Consider the following 17,007-nt stretch of genomic DNA (forward strand, 5'->3'; position numbering starts at 1 on the left):
AGGCAGGCTCCCACGGGAGCCTGCCTTCTTCTGTGCTGCGAATCGGAGGCCGCTAGACGTCGATGTCCGCTCGCGCGACCTGCTCGGATCCCTCGATGATGAACTCCTTGCGCGGCGCCACATCGCTGCCCATGAGCAGGTCGAAAACGCGCTCCGCGTTGTGAGCGTCAGCGTTCGTGACTCGTCTCAGGAGGCGCGCGCTCGGGTCCATGGTCGTGTTCCAGAGCTGGTCCTCATCCATCTCGCCGAGGCCCTTGTACCGCTGAATGGGATCCTGGTAGCGCTTGCCCTGCTTCTCGAGCTTCGCGAGCAGCGTCTGCAGCTCCTTCTCGGAGTAGGTGTAGACCGTCTCGTTCGGCTTGCGGCCGGCGTGCATGATCACCACACGATGGAGGGGCGGGACGGCTGCGAAGACGCGGCCCGCATCGAGCATGGGGCGCATGTAGCGGAAGAAGAGCGTGAGCAGCAGCGTGCGGATGTGCGCGCCATCGACGTCGGCGTCGCTCATCAGGATGACCTTGCCGTAGCGGGCCTGGCCGATGTCGAAGCTGCGACCGGACCCCGCGCCGACGACCTGGATGATCGATGCGCACTCGGAGTTCGAGAGCATGTCCGAGATCGAGGCCTTCTGCACGTTGAGGATCTTGCCGCGGATGGGCAGCAGAGCCTGGAACTCCGAGTTGCGCGCCGGCTTCGCCGTGCCGAGCGCGGAGTCTCCCTCCACGATGAACAGCTCGCTCTGAGCCACGTCGTTCGACCGGCAGTCGACGAGCTTCGTCGGTAGCGAGGAGCTCTCGAGCGCGTTCTTGCGACGCTGCGTCTCCTTGTGGGCACGCGCGGAGAGGCGGGACTTCATCTCCTGCACGACCTTGTCGAGCAGGAGGTTCGTCTCAGCCTTGTCCTGGCGCTTCGTGGAGGCGAACTTCTCCGTCAGGCCGGCCGTCACGGCCTTCTGCACGATGGCCCGCGCCGCGGGTGTGCCGAGCACCTCCTTGGTCTGCCCCTCGAACTGCGGCTCAGGGATGCGGACCGTCACGACGGCGGTGAGTCCGGCGAGGACGTCATCCTTGTCGAGCTTGTCGGTGCCGACTTTCAGGCGCCTGGCGTTCTTCTCGACCTCTGCGCGGAAGAATCGGAGCATGCCCTGCTCGAAGCCCGCGAGGTGAGATCCGCCCTTCGGAGTCGAGATGATGTTGACGAAGCTCTTCACGTTGGTCTCGTACCCGGTTCCCCAGCGGAGCGCGAGGTCGACGTGCATCGTCCTCGCCACCTCTTTCGTCACGAGCTGGAGGCCCTCGTCGTCGAGCACGGGGATGGTCTCGGTGAACTCCCCGCTTCCTTCGATGCGCCACGTGTCCGTCGTGGGGGCGTCAGGGGCGAGGAAGTCGGCGAACTCGGTGATGCCGCCGTCGAACCGGAACCGCTGCGTCGTCGGCTCCGCCGACTCGTCGCGCGCGTCCTCGATCACCATCTCGAGTCCGGGCACCAGGAAGGCGGTCTGCCTTGCGCGCTCGGCGAGGTCGTTCGTCTGGAAGCTCGCCTCGCGGATGAAGACCTGCGGGTCGGCCCAGTACCGCACTCTCGTTCCCGTGACGCCTCGCTTCGCCTTTCCGACGACCCGGAGCTCGCTGGTGCTGGTGAACGGGATAAAGTTCGACGTCGGGCTCGGCCCGTCTGGCCCGTCCTCGAAGACTCCGGGCTCACCCCGGCGGAAGCTCATGGCGTAGGTCTTGCCACCGCGGTCCACCTCGACGTCGAGGCGAGCGGACAGCGCGTTCACGACGGATGCGCCCACGCCGTGGAGGCCACCGGCGGATCCGTAGTTGCTCGCGCCGAATTTGCCACCGGCGTGCAGCTTCGTGAAGACCACCTCGACACCGCTGAGACCGGTCTTCGGCTCGATGTCGACGGGCACCCCACGTCCGTCATCGTCGACGCTGACCGACCCGTCGCTGTGCAGCTGGACGCGGATGCGGGAGCCGTGGCCCGCCAGGGCCTCGTCGACGGAGTTGTCGATGATCTCCCACAGGCAGTGCATGAGACCCCGGGAATCGGTCGACCCGATGTACATGCCCGGCCTCTTCCGCACCGCATCGAGCCCATCGAGCACCGACAGGTGTCTGGCTGAGTATGCGTCTCCGGAATTCGCCACCGAGGTCCACGTCCTTCTTCTGCGTCGTCATGCGTTCGATCCCGGCCGGACCGCAGAGCAGCGGCAGGCCACCTTCGAGCGTAGACCGGATGCGGGGTTTCGTGCGCCTCCCACTCCACGTCGGGCCTACGCGCGCCTCAGCCGGGGCCGGAACCGCCGGTGCTAGCCTGACCACGCCCAGCGACGACCAGAGAGGGCACAACGTGCAGACTCCCGAGCCGGTGCGCAGACGCATCCACATCGATCTTCGCGCGATCCGCGACAACTCGACCCGCCTCCTCGGGTCCGAGACCGCCAGCTATGCAGACCTCCGCGCGGACGCGTACGGACACGGAGCGGTCCGCGTCGCCGAGGCCCTCGACGCCGAGGGGTACGAGGGCTTCGTCGTCTCCCCCGAGCTCGACCGTGCGGCCCTGTCTCATCTGAGCACCCCGCTGCTCGACGCGGATGCCGTCAACTCGGACAGGATCACGGGCGGTTCGCTCTTCGGGCTCTCGGATCGCGCGTATCGACCCGCGATGCGGGTCAGCGCCGAGGTCCTTGCTGTCAAGGACGTCCAGGCGGGTGAAGGCGTGTCCTACGGGTACAGCTACGTCACCACCGAGCAGACGCAGCTCGCATTGGTCGGCGTCGGGTACGCGCACGGCGTCGTCCGACGCGCGTCGAACACGGCGCCCGTGCTCATCGGCGGAGCGACTCGCACCATCGTCGGGGCCATCTCCATGGACCAGTTCTCGGTCGACCTGCATGGTGCCGAGGTCTCGCCTGGGGATCTTGCGATCCTCTTCGGCGATCCGGCGAGTGGCGAGCCGAGCATCTTGGACTGGCAGCACGCGACGGGTCTCAGAGCCGCTGCGATCGCCAGTCGGATGAGCCCGCGATTCGAACGGAGCTACACATGAGCGGTGCCGTCGCGCACGTCGACCTCGACGCGATCAGCCAGAACATCCGCACGCTCGGCGCCCTCGCGCCGCGGTCGCAGTTCATGCTCGCGGTGAAATCGAATGCGTACGGCCACGGTCTGCACGAGGTGGTCCGCACTGGCCTCGATGCGGGCGTTTCCTCGTTCGGCGTCCTCGAGACGACCGCGGGGATCGCCCTGCGCGCGTCCGGGGTCGAGGTGCCGGTCTTCGCCTGGATGCACGGCCATGGCACCGATTTCGCCGCCGCGTCCGAAGCGCGGGTCGACCTGGGTGTGCAGACGTTCTGGCAGCTCGAGGCGATCGCGGCCTCCGGGTCCAGCGTCCGCCCGCGCGTGCACCTGAAGATCGACACCGGCCTGCACCGTGGCGGCGCGGACCGCCCGCGCTGGGCCGAGTTCGTGACCGAGGCGCTTCGCCTGCAGGCGCTCGGGAAGCTCGAAGTCGTCGCCGCCTGGAGCCACCTTTCCGACACATCGCACAGCGCCGATCTCGCGTCGACGCAGCTGTTCAGCGCGGCGGTCGACGAGGCCCGGTCGCTCGGCGCCGAGTTCGAGCTGCTGCACCTCGGCGCGAGCGCTGCCGTGATCGATCTCCCTGAGGCGCACTTCGACCTGGTGCGCGTGGGCATCGCCGCCTACGGCATCTCACCGTTCGACGACCGCAGCGCCGCGGACCTCGGCTTGCGTCCTGCCATGCAGCTGCGGGCGCCGGTGCTCGACGCACGACACGGGCTGGCCAGCATCGCCGTCGGGTTCGGAGACGGCATCCAGTCCGACCCTGACGCAGCGGCCTTCGTCGTCGTGGATGGACATGCGGCGCCCGTCATCGAAGTGGGCGTCGACGAGACGGTCGTCGCGTTGCCGCCGGCAGCGGGAGCAGTCGCGGCCGGCAGCGAGTGCATCGTGTTCGGGGACGGTTCCCGTGGCGAGGCGACGGCCGAGCAGTGGGCCAGCTGGGGCGGAACGGTCGGCGATGAGATCGTGACCGGGCTCACCGGGCGCGTTCGACGCCAGTTCCCCGGTTCCTGACGAAGCCCGGCCCATGCCGGGGCGTGCCCGAGCACGCCCCGGCGAAGGTCAGGAAGTCGGCGTCGTCACTCCGATGCGCCGCATGAGCGCGAGGCGGGCGTTCTCGGACCACGAATCGAGGCGAGCGAGTTCGTCTCCCCCGTCTCCGAGGCTCCTGTCGGGGTCGCGGCGCTGCAGCGCCCGCTCGAGCAGGTGATCGGCCAGCGCCGGATTCAGCGCGAGAATCGGCCCGTGCAGATGCGTTCCGATCGCGGCTTCGTGCCTGATGCCCTCGAGCCCCGAGTTCTCGGCCGCCGAACCGCCGTTGCCGAAGCCCCGCACGATCTCTCCGAGCGCTTCAGCACCCGCATCGAGCGTTGTCAGCGCGTTGTGGTTCGCGAATCCCGCGATGAGCCCGTCCCCGGTGCGCACGACGGTTTCCGCGACGCTCTGGGACGGCTCGCGAACCGCCCTCGAGGCGAAGACGCCGAGGCCTTCGAGCTCGCCGTCATCATGCGTGGTGCGGGAGCCGAGCAGCTCCCAGCCGCCGCCGATCGCCAGCAGCGGTGCCCCTGCCGCCGCGAGTTCGCGCAGCTGCTCCGCATGCCGCAGCGCGTCCGCCTGCACGGTCTGCACGGCCGCGAGCGGGCCGGAGCCGACGTGGATGAGGTCGACGGCCTCGGGCAGCGCCGGTGTGCCGCGTCCGACATTGACGATCTCGACGTCGAGCCCCCGCGCACGCGCACGCTTGGCGAGCACCGTCACATTGCCGACATCCCCGTTGATCCCGAGCTCGACCGGGTAGAGGTGCGCGATCCGCAGCTTCATGAGTTGACCTTCCCCTCGATGCCGGACTGTCCGAGGCGGCGCCGGATCGACATCATCTGCTCGTAGTTCACGATCATCGTCTTCATGCCCCGGCTCGGCTTCGGCAATGCGAGGAACCTGTCGAGGGCTTCACCCAGGTTCGGCTCGACGTGTCCCACCGGGATGTCCCCGTAGCCGAGACGCGTCGCGATCTGCCAGGCCTTGGTACCGGAGACCACGTCGACGTGGTCGAGCCTGCTCAGGTCGGCGCCGAAGATCCATGAGGGGTCTGGTGTGCCCTCGTCGACGGAGACGAAGACCTGTTCAGGTGCCTCCTCGAGCGCATCCAGGTTCATCTGGAGGCTCGGCGGGTTCTTCATCATGATGATCTCGATGTCCTCACCGCGAACACTCATGACCTCGCCGCGCCCGTAGACGGTCTGCGATTCGCCGAGTGCCTCGGCGACGAGGGCAGGCACGAAGGAGTCTCCGAGGATGCGCTGCGCGGTCGCAGCCGCGCCGGCCGCGTCGAGCGCGTAGTGGAGGCCGCGCGCGGGCAGCTTGATGGCGAGTTCGTCGTCCCCGATGCGAAGCGTCGCATCTCGCCCTCTCAGCGCGACGACCTGCACAGCGCGCTCGCCGGCGGCGACCTCCACGCTCGCGGCGGAGATGTCATCGAAGTTGGAAAGACCGTTCGGGGACTGCTCGATCAGTTCAGGGGCCACGCCGAACCAGGTCACGGGCGCATCCAGCGATGGCGGCAGGCTCCTCAGCGACGCATCGTCGGCGTTGAGCACGCTGAAGTCACCGCACGCCGCCGCGATGGTGCGGAGGAACTCCGTCACTCGCGATGGGTCGTAGAAGCGGTTCAGCTGGTCGACCTGCACGTTGAGCAGCAGCACGCCGCGCGGATGCAGGTGTGCGAGCAGCCTCGGCCCGTAGGCCTCATCGACCTCGAGGACCGCGATGTCAGCGCGCAGATTCCCGTTGACGTCGACGTCGGGAAGCATCGACGACGCGATGCCCTGCGGCAGGTTTCCACCCGAGGAGTTCGTGAAGACGCGGAGCCCGTGGCGGCGCAGCATCCTGGTCAGGAAGTGCGTCGTCGTGGACTTCCCGTTCGAGCCGGAGACGAAGATGACGCCGAGCGGAAGCTTCGCGACTGCCGTCTCGAGGAAGTCCGGGGAGATGGCGAGTGCCACCCTGCCTGGGACCGCGGAGCCACCCCCGCGGAGCCGCATCGCTCCGCGCGCGCTCCGTCCGAGACCGACGGCGATCATCCGCCGCAGCTTGCCACCCATGCACACTCCCGTTTCCGCGCACTGCCTGCGCTGTCGTCGAGGCGACGAGAATCCCCCGTCTCGCCGACCGCCGCAAGTATCTCATGGGCACGCCACGCGGCGACTGACGTCACCCGGGCCGGAGGCGGCTACGCGCAGGGCGAACCTGGCCCCTCGAATCACGCGGAACTTCGGCTCGCGTGCTCTAATTGTCGTGATCGCAAGATCACCGAGCTTTGGAGGCATCATGACGGAGAGCACAACGGCCCTGCGCACCGACTCGGCGCCCATCGCCGCAACAGACCGTTGCGACGCGTGCGGAGCCCAGGCGTACGTCCGAGTCCAGCTGAGCGCCGGAGAACTCCTCTTCTGCGCACACCACGCGACGCGCCACGAAGAAAAGCTCCGCCAGCAGGCAGTGGCCTGGCACGACGAGACCGCTCGCCTGCACGGCGAGAAGGCCGCCGCGGGACAGACTGCGGAGTAGGCAACGACACACGACGCGCTGGCGCGGCCAGCGCCGCACACGGAGAAGGCCCGGATGCAGATGCATCCGGGCCTTTCTCGGTGCTGGCACGACGCCAGCGCGGCAGTGCTCGCTACTCGAGGTAGTCGCGCAGCGACTGCGAACGCGACGGGTGGCGCAGCTTGGCCATGGTCTTCGACTCGATCTGGCGGATGCGCTCGCGAGTCACGCCGAACGTGTCTCCGATCTGGTCGAGCGTCTTCGGCATGCCGTCGCCGAGGCCGAAGCGCATGCGGATCACTCCAGCCTCACGCTCCGCGAGCGAGTCGAGGAGCGATTCGAGCTGACGCTGGAGCATGGTGAAGCTCACGGCGTCCGCAGGGACGACGGCCTCGGTGTCCTCGATGAGGTCTCCGAACTCGCTGTCACCGTCCTCACCGAGTGGCGTGTGCAACGAGATCGGCTCGCGGCCGTACTTCTGCACCTCGACGACCTTCTCGGGCGTCATGTCGAGCTCCTTGGCGAGCTCTTCTGGCGTTGGCTCGCGGCCGAGGTCCTGCAGCATCTGACGCTGGACTCGGGCGAGCTTGTTGATGACCTCGACCATGTGCACCGGGATGCGGATCGTGCGCGCCTGGTCTGCCATGGCTCGCGTGATCGCCTGACGGATCCACCAGGTGGCGTAGGTCGAGAACTTGAAGCCCTTCGTGTAGTCGAACTTCTCGACAGCACGGATGAGGCCCATGTTCCCCTCCTGGATGAGGTCCAGGAACTGCATCCCGCGCCCCGTGTAGCGCTTCGCGAGGCTGACGACGAGACGGAGGTTCGCTCCGAGGAGGTGGCTCTTCGCCCGGTCGCCGTCACGGGCAACCCACTTCAGCTCGCGAACAAGCTGCTTGTCGAGCTCGCCCTCTTGCTCCTTGAGCTTCTCCGCGGCGAACAGTCCGGCCTCGATGCGCATAGCGAGGTCGACCTCTTCAGCCGCGTTCAGCAGCGCGACCTTTCCGATCTGCTTGAGGTAGTCCTTGACCGGGTCGGCGGTCGCACCCGTGATGGCAGCGGAATAGACCGGAGTCTCTTCCTCATCGTCGCTCGGCGTGAGGACGATCGCACCCTGGACGCGTGCCTTCTCGGCGTCAGCCTTGGCGTCCTTCGGATCGGCCGGCTTCACCGAGTCGTCATCGGACTCCGGGCTGTCGGCGACATCCGCCTCCTGGTCGACTTCTTCGATCTCAGCCTCGTCGACGCCGTCTTCTGGCTCGTCGCCGTCGACCTTCTTCTTCGCAGCTGCTCGCTTGCGAGGCGCCGCCTTCGCGGGTGCGCCATCGGCCGCAGCGGCAGCCTTGCGCTTCGCGGGCGCGCGCTTGGCGGCGGGCTTCTTCGCCGTCGCGGCGTCGTCAGTGGTGCTCTCGGTCTCGGCTGCGGCGCTTGCGTCGGCGCTCGCGTCCTTGACCGGCGTCGCGCGCTTGCGCGCCGGCGCCTTCTTGATGACTTCCTCGGTTGCTTCTGCAGTAGCCGTGGTAGCTCCCGTGCGTGTCGCCATGTTCAGACCCCTCTCGTCACGGTGCGGGCATAAGGAAGGCCCTTGTCAAGTCTGCTCGAAGGCAGACCCGCAGGGTCCATCCGTTGATTATGGCACGGTTTCGGACGAAACCCTGGATTGCGGCCGTGCATTCACAATCCGCGCCGTCCGGAACCGAACCATTTCCTGCCTATAGCAACCCAGATCGGGTCGATGATTATTCCCTCGTCGCGCGCCATGCGGCCGCGGGTGCGGCGACGACTGAGCAGAAGACCGCAGAGGCCGACGAGCATGATGCCGGGGATCACCCAGAAGGCGAGCTTGTACTGCTGCCAGTCGACGGCGCCAGCGACTCCGATCCCCAGCGCATCGAGGGAGATGCCGATGAGGAACATCGTCGTGAAGCTCGCGACGAAGCCGCCGACGTTCACGATGCCGGAGGCAGAGCCGAGGCTCGAGGCTGGGTTGAACGTGCGCGCGTAGTCGAAGCCGATCGCCGATCCCGAGCCGCCGATTCCCATGACGACGAGCAGCACGATCAGGAGCCAGAGGGGAGGCAGACCCGGCCAGAGCAGCATCGCGACCCAGACGACGAGGATGAGGAGCGCGCAGATGAGCACGAGGTTCGAGCGTCTCAGCGGGTAGCGCCCCGTCAGGACGCCGAGGAAGGGACCGAGCACCATGCCGGCGAGCACGATGACCGGCAGGAGCGACGACGCGACAGCAGGCTCGAGGCCGAGGCCTTGGGTCATGAGCGGGTACCCCCAGAGCAGGCCGAAGACCGTGCCAGGGAACTGGGTCGTGAAGTGCGCCCAGAACCCGAGCCTCGTGCCAGGGCGCTTGGCGGCCTGGCCGACTTTGCCGAGGACGCCGCGAACACTGATCGCCTCACCCGCACGACGCAGTTCGGGGCTGTCACGGAGGAAGACGGCCACGGCCACAGCCGTGACGACCGCGAGGCTCGCAACCGAGAGGAAGGCAGGCGTCCATGACGTGGTGCGGAGCAGGAACCCGAATGGCACCGCGGAGAGCACCTGACCGAGCTGACCCAGGTTGCCGTACCACTGCACGAAGATCGGCACCCGGCGCGGCGGGAACCACGCGGCGATGATACGGAGCCCGGAGACGAACGTCGTCGCGTCCCCGGCACCGACGAGCATCCGGCCCAGGACCGCGACGCCGAGCTCCGGGGCCAGCGCCACGATCAGCTGGCCACCCGACATGAGCAGGGCTCCGACCAGGATCAATCGCGACGGCCCGAACCTGTCGAGCAGCATGCCGACGGGGATCTGCAGCGCCGCGTAGACCGCAAGCTGAGCGACGGCCAACGTGGAGAGTGCGGTCGCGCCGACGTCGAAGCGCTCACTCGCGAGCACGCCGGCGACCCCGAGCGACGAGCGCTGCGTCACGGCGACCAAGTATGCAGTCGCCGTGATGGCGAACATCGCGGGAGCAAGACGAGGGTTCATCTCGCCTATTCTCTCGCGTCGGCGAGCCGGCCGATCACGCTCTGCCGATCGGCAGGTTCCTCAGCCGATCAGACGCAGAGAACGTCCGGCTCGGCGGCGAGGCCTCGTCCCTCGTTCTGCTCAGGCGTCGTCGTCTCTACCGAGTGCCAGGTAGCGCTCGATCTCGGCGGCGAGCTGGTCAGCGGAAGGCAGCTCCCCTGCCGCATCCTCGAAGTCGTTGCTCACGGCGAGATTCTGCAGGTACGCATCATGCTGAGTCTCAAGGGCGTGGATGAGCTTCTGCCCGTCGGGATTCGACTCGAGCTCAGCATCCACCCCGGCACGGAAGGTGCGGTCGCGCTCACGCAGCGCCTCGGTCGCGATCATGCGGCCCGTCGCGCTGCCGAGCGCGGAGAGCGCGGCGACGGCCCCCGCCGGTACCGACGAGTCGGCGACGTAGTGCGGGATGAGCATCGCGAGGCTGAGCACGGGATGCCCCAGCTCCTCCGCACGAACCTGGAAGTACTGCATCACGTGCGCCGGGGCCTCGGTGGTCGGATTCCATACCGACAGGGAATCGACGAGCTCCTCTCGGTTGCCTGTCGCCGCGATGCGGATCGGACGCGTGTGCGGCACCGGCATCGGCACGGCATGGACCCACGTCGTCGACGAGACCTCGAGCGCGTCGACCGCGCTCACGAGCGCCTCACTGAAGAGGCGCCAGCGGTAGTCGGGTTCGAAGCCGGACAGGAACAGGAACTCCTGGCCGAGCTCGTCCGTGACGAGACGCAGATCGAGCCTCGGCTCCGTCACAGACTTCACGCGCCCGTTCGACACGGACACGATCGGGCGGCGCGCCCGGTAGTCGTACAGCTCGTCGACATCGAACTCCGCGACGATCCGCGCGTCCTCGTCCAGCCCGACGATCTCGTCTGAGACCTGCGCGGCCACGGCACCCGCGTCGTGACCGCCACGCAGCGCCACGATGAGGGGCAGACCAGCAGGCACGTCATGCCATGCGGCAGCCACTCGGAAGATGCGCTCAGTCTCGCTCATACGCACAATGCTAGGTCGGAACGCTGACCCCTGCGCGGGCGTTCGCGCTTGGCGCACGCGCCCGCCAGCCTCGCCCCTCGGGCCCGCAATAGGCTTGCGTGCATGACGCACGCCATCCTCGAACTCGCCGAATCCGCCCCCGACGCACAGCTGCTGGTGCTCCCAGTACTCCGACTCGATGACGCTCTGACGATCTCGGCTCCCCCTGGGCTCCCAGACCTGGGGCCGTCGCTCGAGGCGACCGGGTTCTGCGGGAAGATCGGCGAGACGCAGAAGATCGCGGTCCCGCACGAGGGTGGGGTGCGTGCCGCCATAGCGCTCGGGCTCGGCGACGGCAGCGACGAGGAGCAGGCGCGACGCGCTGGAGGGGCGCTCGCTCGCGCCGCGGGAACGTCTGCGGTCGCGATCGACGCGGATGCGCTCGAGCCGGCCATCCGCCAGGCGGTCCTGCTCGGTGCGCTGCTCGCCAGCTATCGCTTCACCGCCTATAAGTCGGAACTGGACGACGACGCGCTCACGACCATCACGGTCGTCACGAGTGACCGAGACCGCGCCGCAGCGGAGAACGCGCGTGCCACGACGCTCGCGAACGCCGTCGCTCTCGTCCAAGACGCCGTCAACACGCCGCCGAACGACCTCCCGCCGGCCGCGCTGGCCGACATCGCACTGCGAGTCGCCCACGAGAACGGCTTCGAGTCCCGCGTCTGGGACGAACAGCAGCTGCGTGACGGCGGGTACGGCGGTCTGACGGCCGTCGGCCAGGGGTCCTCACGCGGCCCCCGCCTGGTCCGCCTCGCGTACCGCCCAGAAGGAGCTGAGCTGCACATCGCGCTCGTGGGGAAGGGCATCACCTTCGACACGGGTGGCCTGTCGCTCAAGCCCGCGGCCTCCATGGTCGGGATGAAGTTCGACATGGCCGGCGCCGCGACCATCATCGGAGTCCTCCAGGCAGCCGCCGAGCTCGGCATCCAGGTCGCTGTCACCGGGTGGCTGTGCATCGCTGAGAACATGCCGTCGAGCACGGCCACGCGTCCAGACGACGTCGTGACCATCTACGGGGGCAAGACCGTCGAGATCACCAACACCGATGCCGAAGGACGCATCGTGATGGCGGACGGCATCGCGGCCGCGAGCGAGGAGCACCCCGACCTCATCATCGACATCGCGACGCTCACGGGAGCACAGGTCGTCGCACTCGGCGACCGCACGACCGCTGTCATGGGCAACGACGACGCGTGGATCCGCAGTGTCGTCGACGCCTCGCGTTCCGTCGGCGAACCCTCGTGGGCGATGCCGATCCCCGAGGAAGTCGGCGACACCTTGAAGTCGCCCGTCGCGGACCTCGCGAACATGCGCTCCGGCAACCGCTCGGCGGGCATGCTCGTCGCGGCGGCGTTCCTCGAGCGATTCGTCGGCGACCGTGCCGACGGATGCGGAGCCCTCCCCTGGGTGCACCTCGACATCGCCGGCCCGTCCAACAACGAGTCGGCGGCCTACGGCTACGTGCCCAAGGGCGCGACCGGGGTCATGCTGCGCACGCTCATCGCGTTGCTCGAGTCACGTGCCTGAGCTGGTTATTCCTGCCAGTTCGACGCGTGTAGGCTTCCCTGAGGGGTAATTTCGCCGCGCGTGGCGACCACAGACCGGCCGCCGCTTCTCTATGAATTCCATTGAGGGAGTTTTCCGGGTGTCAGAACACAATTTCGACCTCGTCGTCCTTGGCGGAGGAAGTGCGGGATACGCCGCAGCTATCCGCGCCGTTCAGCTGGGCTCAACCGTCGCTCTCGTTGAGAAGGACAAGCTCGGAGGCACCTGCCTCCACCGTGGCTGCGTGCCTACCAAGGCCATGCTCCACGCTGCAGAGCTTGCAGACAACGCACACGAAGCCGCATCAGTCGGCGTGCTGACCGAATTCCAGGGCGTCGACATCGAGAAGGTCAACGCCTTCCGCGAGGGCATCGTCGCCAGCAAGTTCAAGGGCCTGCAGGGTCTCCTGAAGGCCAAGGGCGTCACCGTCTTCCAGGGCGAGGGAAAGCTCGTCTCTCCCACGAGCGTCCAGGTCGGCGACGACACCCTCACGGGCAAGAACGTGGTCCTCGCGACCGGCTCCTTCTCGCGCTCGCTCCCTGGCCTCGAGATCTCGGGCAACGTCATCACGAGCGAGCAGGCGCTCGAGCTCACCTGGCTCCCGAACCGCGTCGTCATCCTCGGCGGCGGCGTCATCGGCCTCGAGTTCGCCAGCGTCTGGCGCTCCTTCGGTGTCGAGGTGACGATCGTCGAGGGCCTCAAGCACCTCGCGCCCGCCGAAGAGGAGTCCGTCTCCAAGCAGCTCGAGCGTGCGTACAAGAAGCGCGGCATCGACTTCAAGCTCGGCGTCCGCTTCAAGGGCGTCACGCAGGACGACTACGGCGTGCACGTCGAGCTCGAGTCCGGCGACGTGCTCGACGCGGACCTGCTCCTCGTCGCGGTCGGCCGCGGCCCCGTCACTGCGGGCATCGGCCTCGAGGAGGTCGGCGTCACGACCGACCGCGGCTTCGTCCCGGTGGATGAGACGCTCCAGACCAACGTTCCCGGTGTCTACGCCATCGGCGACATCGTTCCCGGTCTCCAGCTCGCACACCGCAGCTACCAGCACGGCATCTTCGTCGCCGAGCAGATCGCCGGCCTCAACCCCGTTCAGGTCGAGGACATCAACATCCCCAAGATCACGTACTCCGACCCTGAGATCGCCTCCGTCGGCTACTCCGAGGTCAAGGCCAAGGAGAAGTTCGGCGACGACGCGATCTCCACCGCCGAGTACAACCTCGCGGGCAACGCGAAGAGCTCGATCCTCGGCACGAGCGGAACGGTCAAGCTGGTCCGCGTCAACGACGGCCCGATCGTCGGCGTCCACATGATCGGTGGCCGCGTCGGCGAGCTCGTCAGCGAAGCTCAGCTCATCGTCAACTGGGAGGCCTACCCAGAGGACGTCGCACACCTCATCCACGCCCACCCGACGCAGGGTGAGACGATCGGCGAAGCAGCCCGTCTGCTCGCCGGTGTCCCGCTGCACGCCCTCTGACCCGCCAGAACCACTCAAGGAGAACCAACATCATGAGCGAAGACGTAACGCTCCCGGCACTCGGCGAGAGTGTCACAGAAGGAACCGTCACCCGTTGGCTGAAGAGCGTCGGCGACACCGTCGAGGTCGACGAGCCGCTGCTCGAGGTCTCGACTGACAAGGTCGACACCGAGATCCCGTCGCCGATCGCCGGCGTCCTCGAGGAGATCCTCGTCGGAGAAGACGAGACCGTCGAGGTCGGCGCCGTCCTCGCACGCCTCGGTGACGGCTCAGGTGCGGCCTCTTCCGACGACAGCGCCCCGGCCGAGGCCGAGGCCGAGCCAGAGGTCGAGGAGGCGGCGGAAGCCACCTCGCAGCCCGCCGCGGCTCCTGAGACCGAAGAGGCACCCGCCGAGAAGGAAGACGAGGGCTACGCCGAGCCTGCTCCCGAGAAGGAGACGACGTCCGACGCTCCCGCCAAGGAGGCGGCGACGCCCGCAGCGCAGACCGCGCAGCAGTCCGCATCAGCTCCGAAGCCGCCGGCACAGCCCAAGCAGCCCTCGCAGCCGAAGCAGAGCGGTGACTCGGCCCAGGCCGCGTCCAGCTCCGACCCGCGTTACGTAACGCCGCTTGTCCGCAAGCTGGCTGCCGACGCAGGCGTCGACCTCTCGAAGGTCCAGGGCACGGGCGTCGGTGGACGCATCCGCAAGGAGGACGTCGTCGCGTTCGCCGAGTCGAGCAAGAGCGCAGCTCCCGCGCAGGCCGCTTCGACTGGCACGCCGGGCGAGCCGACTCCGTTCGAGGTCTCCGAGCTGCGTGGCACGACGGCGAAGATGTCGCGTCTCCGCAAGGTCGTCGCCGAGCGTGCGGTGGCGTCGATGAACTCGACGGCTCAGCTCACGACGGTCGTCGAGGTCGACGTGACTCGAATCGCGCAGCTCCGTGATCGCGTCAAGGGCGACTTCCACTCGAAGACGGGCAACAAGCTCTCGTTCCTGCCGTTCTTCACGCTGGCGGCGGCCGAGGCTCTGCAGAGCTTCCCGATCATCAACTCCACGGTCGACGGTGACTCCATCCTCTACCCGGAGTCCGAGAACATCGCCATGGCGGTCGACACGGAGCGCGGACTGCTCACGCCGGTCATCAAGAAGGCGTCGGAGCTCGACATCGCGGGTCTCGCCGGTCAGATCGCTGACCTCGCGGAGCGCACGCGCGACAACAAGCTGCTCCCCGATGAGCTTGCCGGTGGCACGTTCACCGTCACGAACACGGGTTCGCGTGGTGCGCTGTTCGACACGCCAGTCGTCTTCCTCCCGCAGAGCGCGATCCTCGGTACCGGGATCGTCGCGAAGCGTCCCGCGGTCGTCAAGACGGCCGATGGGCAGGAGTCGATCGCGATTCGCTCGCTCGTCTTCCTCGCCCTGAGCTACGACCACCGCATCATCGACGGTGCGGACGCGGCTCGCTTCCTCTCGCAGATCAAGAACCGCCTCGAAGAGGGCGCGTTCGAGGGCAACCTCGGAATCTAGCAGCGTCCTCGAGCGGCTCACGCCACTCGAACATCGCGTAGACGCCATCCGGCCTCCCCACGAGCGATCGTGAGGGAGGCCGGTGGCGTCTCTGCCGTCTGCGCCGCGCCTTGTGGCCACAGCTCCACCACGGCGAAATCCCCGTAGCGGTCCCGGAGCGTCGCCGCGGGGAGGCTGGCCAGTTCGTCCTGGGCTCCTTCTGGTCGGTTGAGGTCGGCATGGAGTCCCGGCGCGTCGCTCTGGTAGACCTCCTCGAGGCAGCCGGCGGCGGCCGTGGCGAGGCACTCGGCCCGTCTTGCCACGAGCGCCGCAGCAGCCGCGGCAGGATCATCGGTCGCCGCCGCGGTTCGCCAGTCATGCACTGTCTCCGTTGGTGCCGATTGTTCAGGTTGTGCTGGTGTCTGCACTTCTGGAGCGGTCGCTTCCTGAGGTTGTTGCGTCTGCTGGCTCGCCGTTGGAGTGGCGCCGCTGTCGCTCGGGCCATCAGCGCCGTCTCCCCCGCTGCGACTGCTCGCCACCCCGATGACGACCGCGCACATGCACATCACCAGCGCGGCCACCGCCGCGATGCGGTAAGGCATCCGGATGGCAGACGGCTGCGGCGCCCTCGAACCGCGATGTCGCCGCGTCCGTCGCTCACGCCCGCTGGCGACCTCGCGCGTCGCGTGGACGTCGCCGCGCCTGGCACCGAGCGGATGACGGGGCCCATCGACGTCCCCGACATGGGCGAGACGCCCCGACGGGTCCTGACCCCGGTTGTCATCGTCGAGGAGCGTCGGACCAGCACCTCGACCTGCGGGGCCATCCGCTGACGGGTCGATCACTGGGCTCCCCGACACAGCCCCAGGCACCTGTTCCGCCAGCACGGCGCGCCAGGGCCTGGGCTCACCCACCGCCGGGTCGTGGATCTCCGCGGCGTCCTGCCAGGTGAACAGGGCGTCAATCAGTCGCGCACCGAGCCCCTCGTCAATCTCCCCCGACAGGCAGCGGTCGAATTCGCGCTCCAGAGCGGCAGGAAGCTCGGTCTCCGGAGGCAGATGCGCCAGCACCAGATCTGCGAGGGACTCGAAGGACCGCCAGTCTCGGAGCACACCAGCGTTCGGGCGGCCCTTCTGCTCGAGACGAGTCACCGTCTGCCAGCTCTTGAGAACCGGTCGCCCGGCCAGGGTGAGGCGGACGTCGTCGCATCCGAACGGGCCTACCGCCACGCCGTGCTCGTGCAGCTCCACGAGAGTCTCCGCGATGGAGGCGAGGATCGTCACGATCTCCCCCGCCGTGAGGGGGTGAGGCCGGTCGAGGAGCTCCTCCACGCTCGACCCCTCCGTGGCCTCGAGGACGACCACCGCGTCCCGGTGCTCGGTCTGACCGATATCGCGGACTGCAGGAGCACTCGGGGCGTCGATCTCCTCGAGCAGCACGCAGACCTCGGAGAGCGTGAGTCCCGGGCCTGGCGACGCCTCTACGACGAGCTCGACGGCCTCCGTGGGCGCAGGAGCGACGACTCTCGGGTGCGAGAGAGATGGGCCGGCCAGCCAGTCGTCGTCAGCCAACGCAGCCCGTTCGCGCGCCACGGCGAGGTAGCGGTGCCAGGGCCCGTCGTCCGAGAGCACGTCGACGACCCGCCAACCCGCGATATCGAGGTAGGCGGGAGCCTGGCTGCGGGTGGTTCTGCGCTGGTCTCTGGCTTGCACACGGAGATTCTGACGCCCAGTTCGCGCCAGGAGCGGACAAGCTTCATCGTCTGTGGAGAAGTCGTCACGAGTCCGAATGTGAATAC

General features: G+C 68.0%; 13 protein-coding genes. 6 read left to right on the plus strand and 7 right to left on the minus strand.

Annotated elements, in window-relative coordinates:
* Positions 1–52: 52 nt before the first annotated feature.
* Positions 53–2,152, minus strand: a complete 2,100-nt coding sequence (locus tag C5C17_RS10490) for a type IIA DNA topoisomerase subunit B (RefSeq protein ID WP_104253331.1) — start codon at positions 2,150–2,152, stop codon at positions 53–55.
* A 221-nt stretch (positions 2,153–2,373) separates the two neighbouring features.
* On the opposite strand from C5C17_RS10490, the gene C5C17_RS10495 reads away from it, so the two are divergent.
* Both C5C17_RS10495 and C5C17_RS10500 read left to right on the plus strand, forming a co-directional pair.
* Positions 2,374–3,054 (plus strand): alanine racemase C-terminal domain-containing protein, encoded by a 681-nt coding sequence (locus tag C5C17_RS10495; protein ID WP_181028551.1) that lies wholly within the window; start codon positions 2,374–2,376, stop codon positions 3,052–3,054.
* Positions 3,051–4,103, plus strand: a complete 1,053-nt coding sequence (locus C5C17_RS10500) for an alanine racemase (RefSeq protein WP_104253332.1) — start codon at positions 3,051–3,053, stop codon at positions 4,101–4,103. The genes C5C17_RS10495 and C5C17_RS10500 overlap by 4 nt, the downstream gene beginning before the upstream one ends.
* Positions 4,104–4,151: 48 nt before the next feature.
* Here the strand turns inward: C5C17_RS10500 and C5C17_RS10505 are convergent, their stop codons facing one another.
* Positions 4,152–4,910 carry a type 1 glutamine amidotransferase gene (locus C5C17_RS10505; protein ID WP_104253333.1) on the minus strand — a complete coding sequence of 253 codons (759 nt, stop codon included), beginning with the start codon at positions 4,908–4,910 and terminating at the stop codon, positions 4,152–4,154.
* The gene (locus C5C17_RS10510; RefSeq protein ID WP_244296105.1) at positions 4,907–6,190 is read right to left on the minus strand and encodes a Mur ligase family protein; all 1,284 of its coding nucleotides are present in this window, start codon (positions 6,188–6,190) and stop codon (positions 4,907–4,909) included. The genes C5C17_RS10505 and C5C17_RS10510 overlap by 4 nt, the downstream gene beginning before the upstream one ends.
* A 226-nt stretch (positions 6,191–6,416) precedes the next feature.
* On the opposite strand from C5C17_RS10510, the gene C5C17_RS10515 reads away from it, so the two are divergent.
* Positions 6,417–6,656, plus strand: a complete 240-nt coding sequence (locus C5C17_RS10515; protein WP_104253334.1) for a hypothetical protein — start codon at positions 6,417–6,419, stop codon at positions 6,654–6,656.
* Between the two features lie 112 nt (positions 6,657–6,768).
* On the opposite strand, the gene C5C17_RS10520 is transcribed toward C5C17_RS10515, so the two are convergent.
* From C5C17_RS10520 to C5C17_RS10530, 3 genes are all read right to left on the minus strand, one after another.
* Positions 6,769–8,178 (minus strand): RNA polymerase sigma factor, encoded by a 1,410-nt coding sequence (locus C5C17_RS10520; RefSeq protein WP_104253335.1) that lies wholly within the window; start codon positions 8,176–8,178, stop codon positions 6,769–6,771.
* A 131-nt stretch (positions 8,179–8,309) separates the two neighbouring features.
* The gene (locus C5C17_RS10525; RefSeq protein ID WP_104253336.1) at positions 8,310–9,626 is read right to left on the minus strand and encodes a nitrate/nitrite transporter; all 1,317 of its coding nucleotides are present in this window, start codon (positions 9,624–9,626) and stop codon (positions 8,310–8,312) included.
* Between the two features lie 120 nt (positions 9,627–9,746).
* Entirely contained in the window at positions 9,747–10,661 is a 915-nt protein-coding gene (locus tag C5C17_RS10530) for a proteasome assembly chaperone family protein (RefSeq protein WP_104253337.1), read from the minus strand.
* A 102-nt stretch (positions 10,662–10,763) separates the two neighbouring features.
* On the opposite strand from C5C17_RS10530, the gene C5C17_RS10535 reads away from it, so the two are divergent.
* The 3 genes from C5C17_RS10535 to sucB all read left to right on the plus strand — a co-directional run bounded on the left by C5C17_RS10535 (position 10,764) and on the right by sucB (position 15,230).
* On the plus strand, positions 10,764–12,230 hold the full coding sequence (locus C5C17_RS10535; protein WP_104253338.1) for a leucyl aminopeptidase: 1,467 nt from the start codon (positions 10,764–10,766) through the stop codon (positions 12,228–12,230).
* A gap of 91 nt (positions 12,231–12,321) precedes the next feature.
* Positions 12,322–13,722, plus strand: a complete 1,401-nt coding sequence (gene lpdA / locus C5C17_RS10540; protein ID WP_167516528.1) for a dihydrolipoyl dehydrogenase — start codon at positions 12,322–12,324, stop codon at positions 13,720–13,722.
* A gap of 32 nt (positions 13,723–13,754) precedes the next feature.
* Positions 13,755–15,230, plus strand: a complete 1,476-nt coding sequence (gene sucB, locus C5C17_RS10545; protein ID WP_104253340.1) for a 2-oxoglutarate dehydrogenase, E2 component, dihydrolipoamide succinyltransferase — start codon at positions 13,755–13,757, stop codon at positions 15,228–15,230.
* Positions 15,231–15,247: 17 nt separating this feature from the next.
* Here the strand turns inward: sucB and C5C17_RS10550 are convergent, their stop codons facing one another.
* Positions 15,248–16,921, minus strand: a complete 1,674-nt coding sequence (locus tag C5C17_RS10550; protein ID WP_104253341.1) for a hypothetical protein — start codon at positions 16,919–16,921, stop codon at positions 15,248–15,250.
* Between the last annotated feature and the right edge of the window lie 86 nt (positions 16,922–17,007).

The sequence above is a fragment of the Pseudoclavibacter sp. RFBA6 genome (assembly GCF_002931575.1).
Lineage (GTDB): Bacteria > Actinomycetota > Actinomycetes > Actinomycetales > Microbacteriaceae > Pseudoclavibacter > Pseudoclavibacter terrae.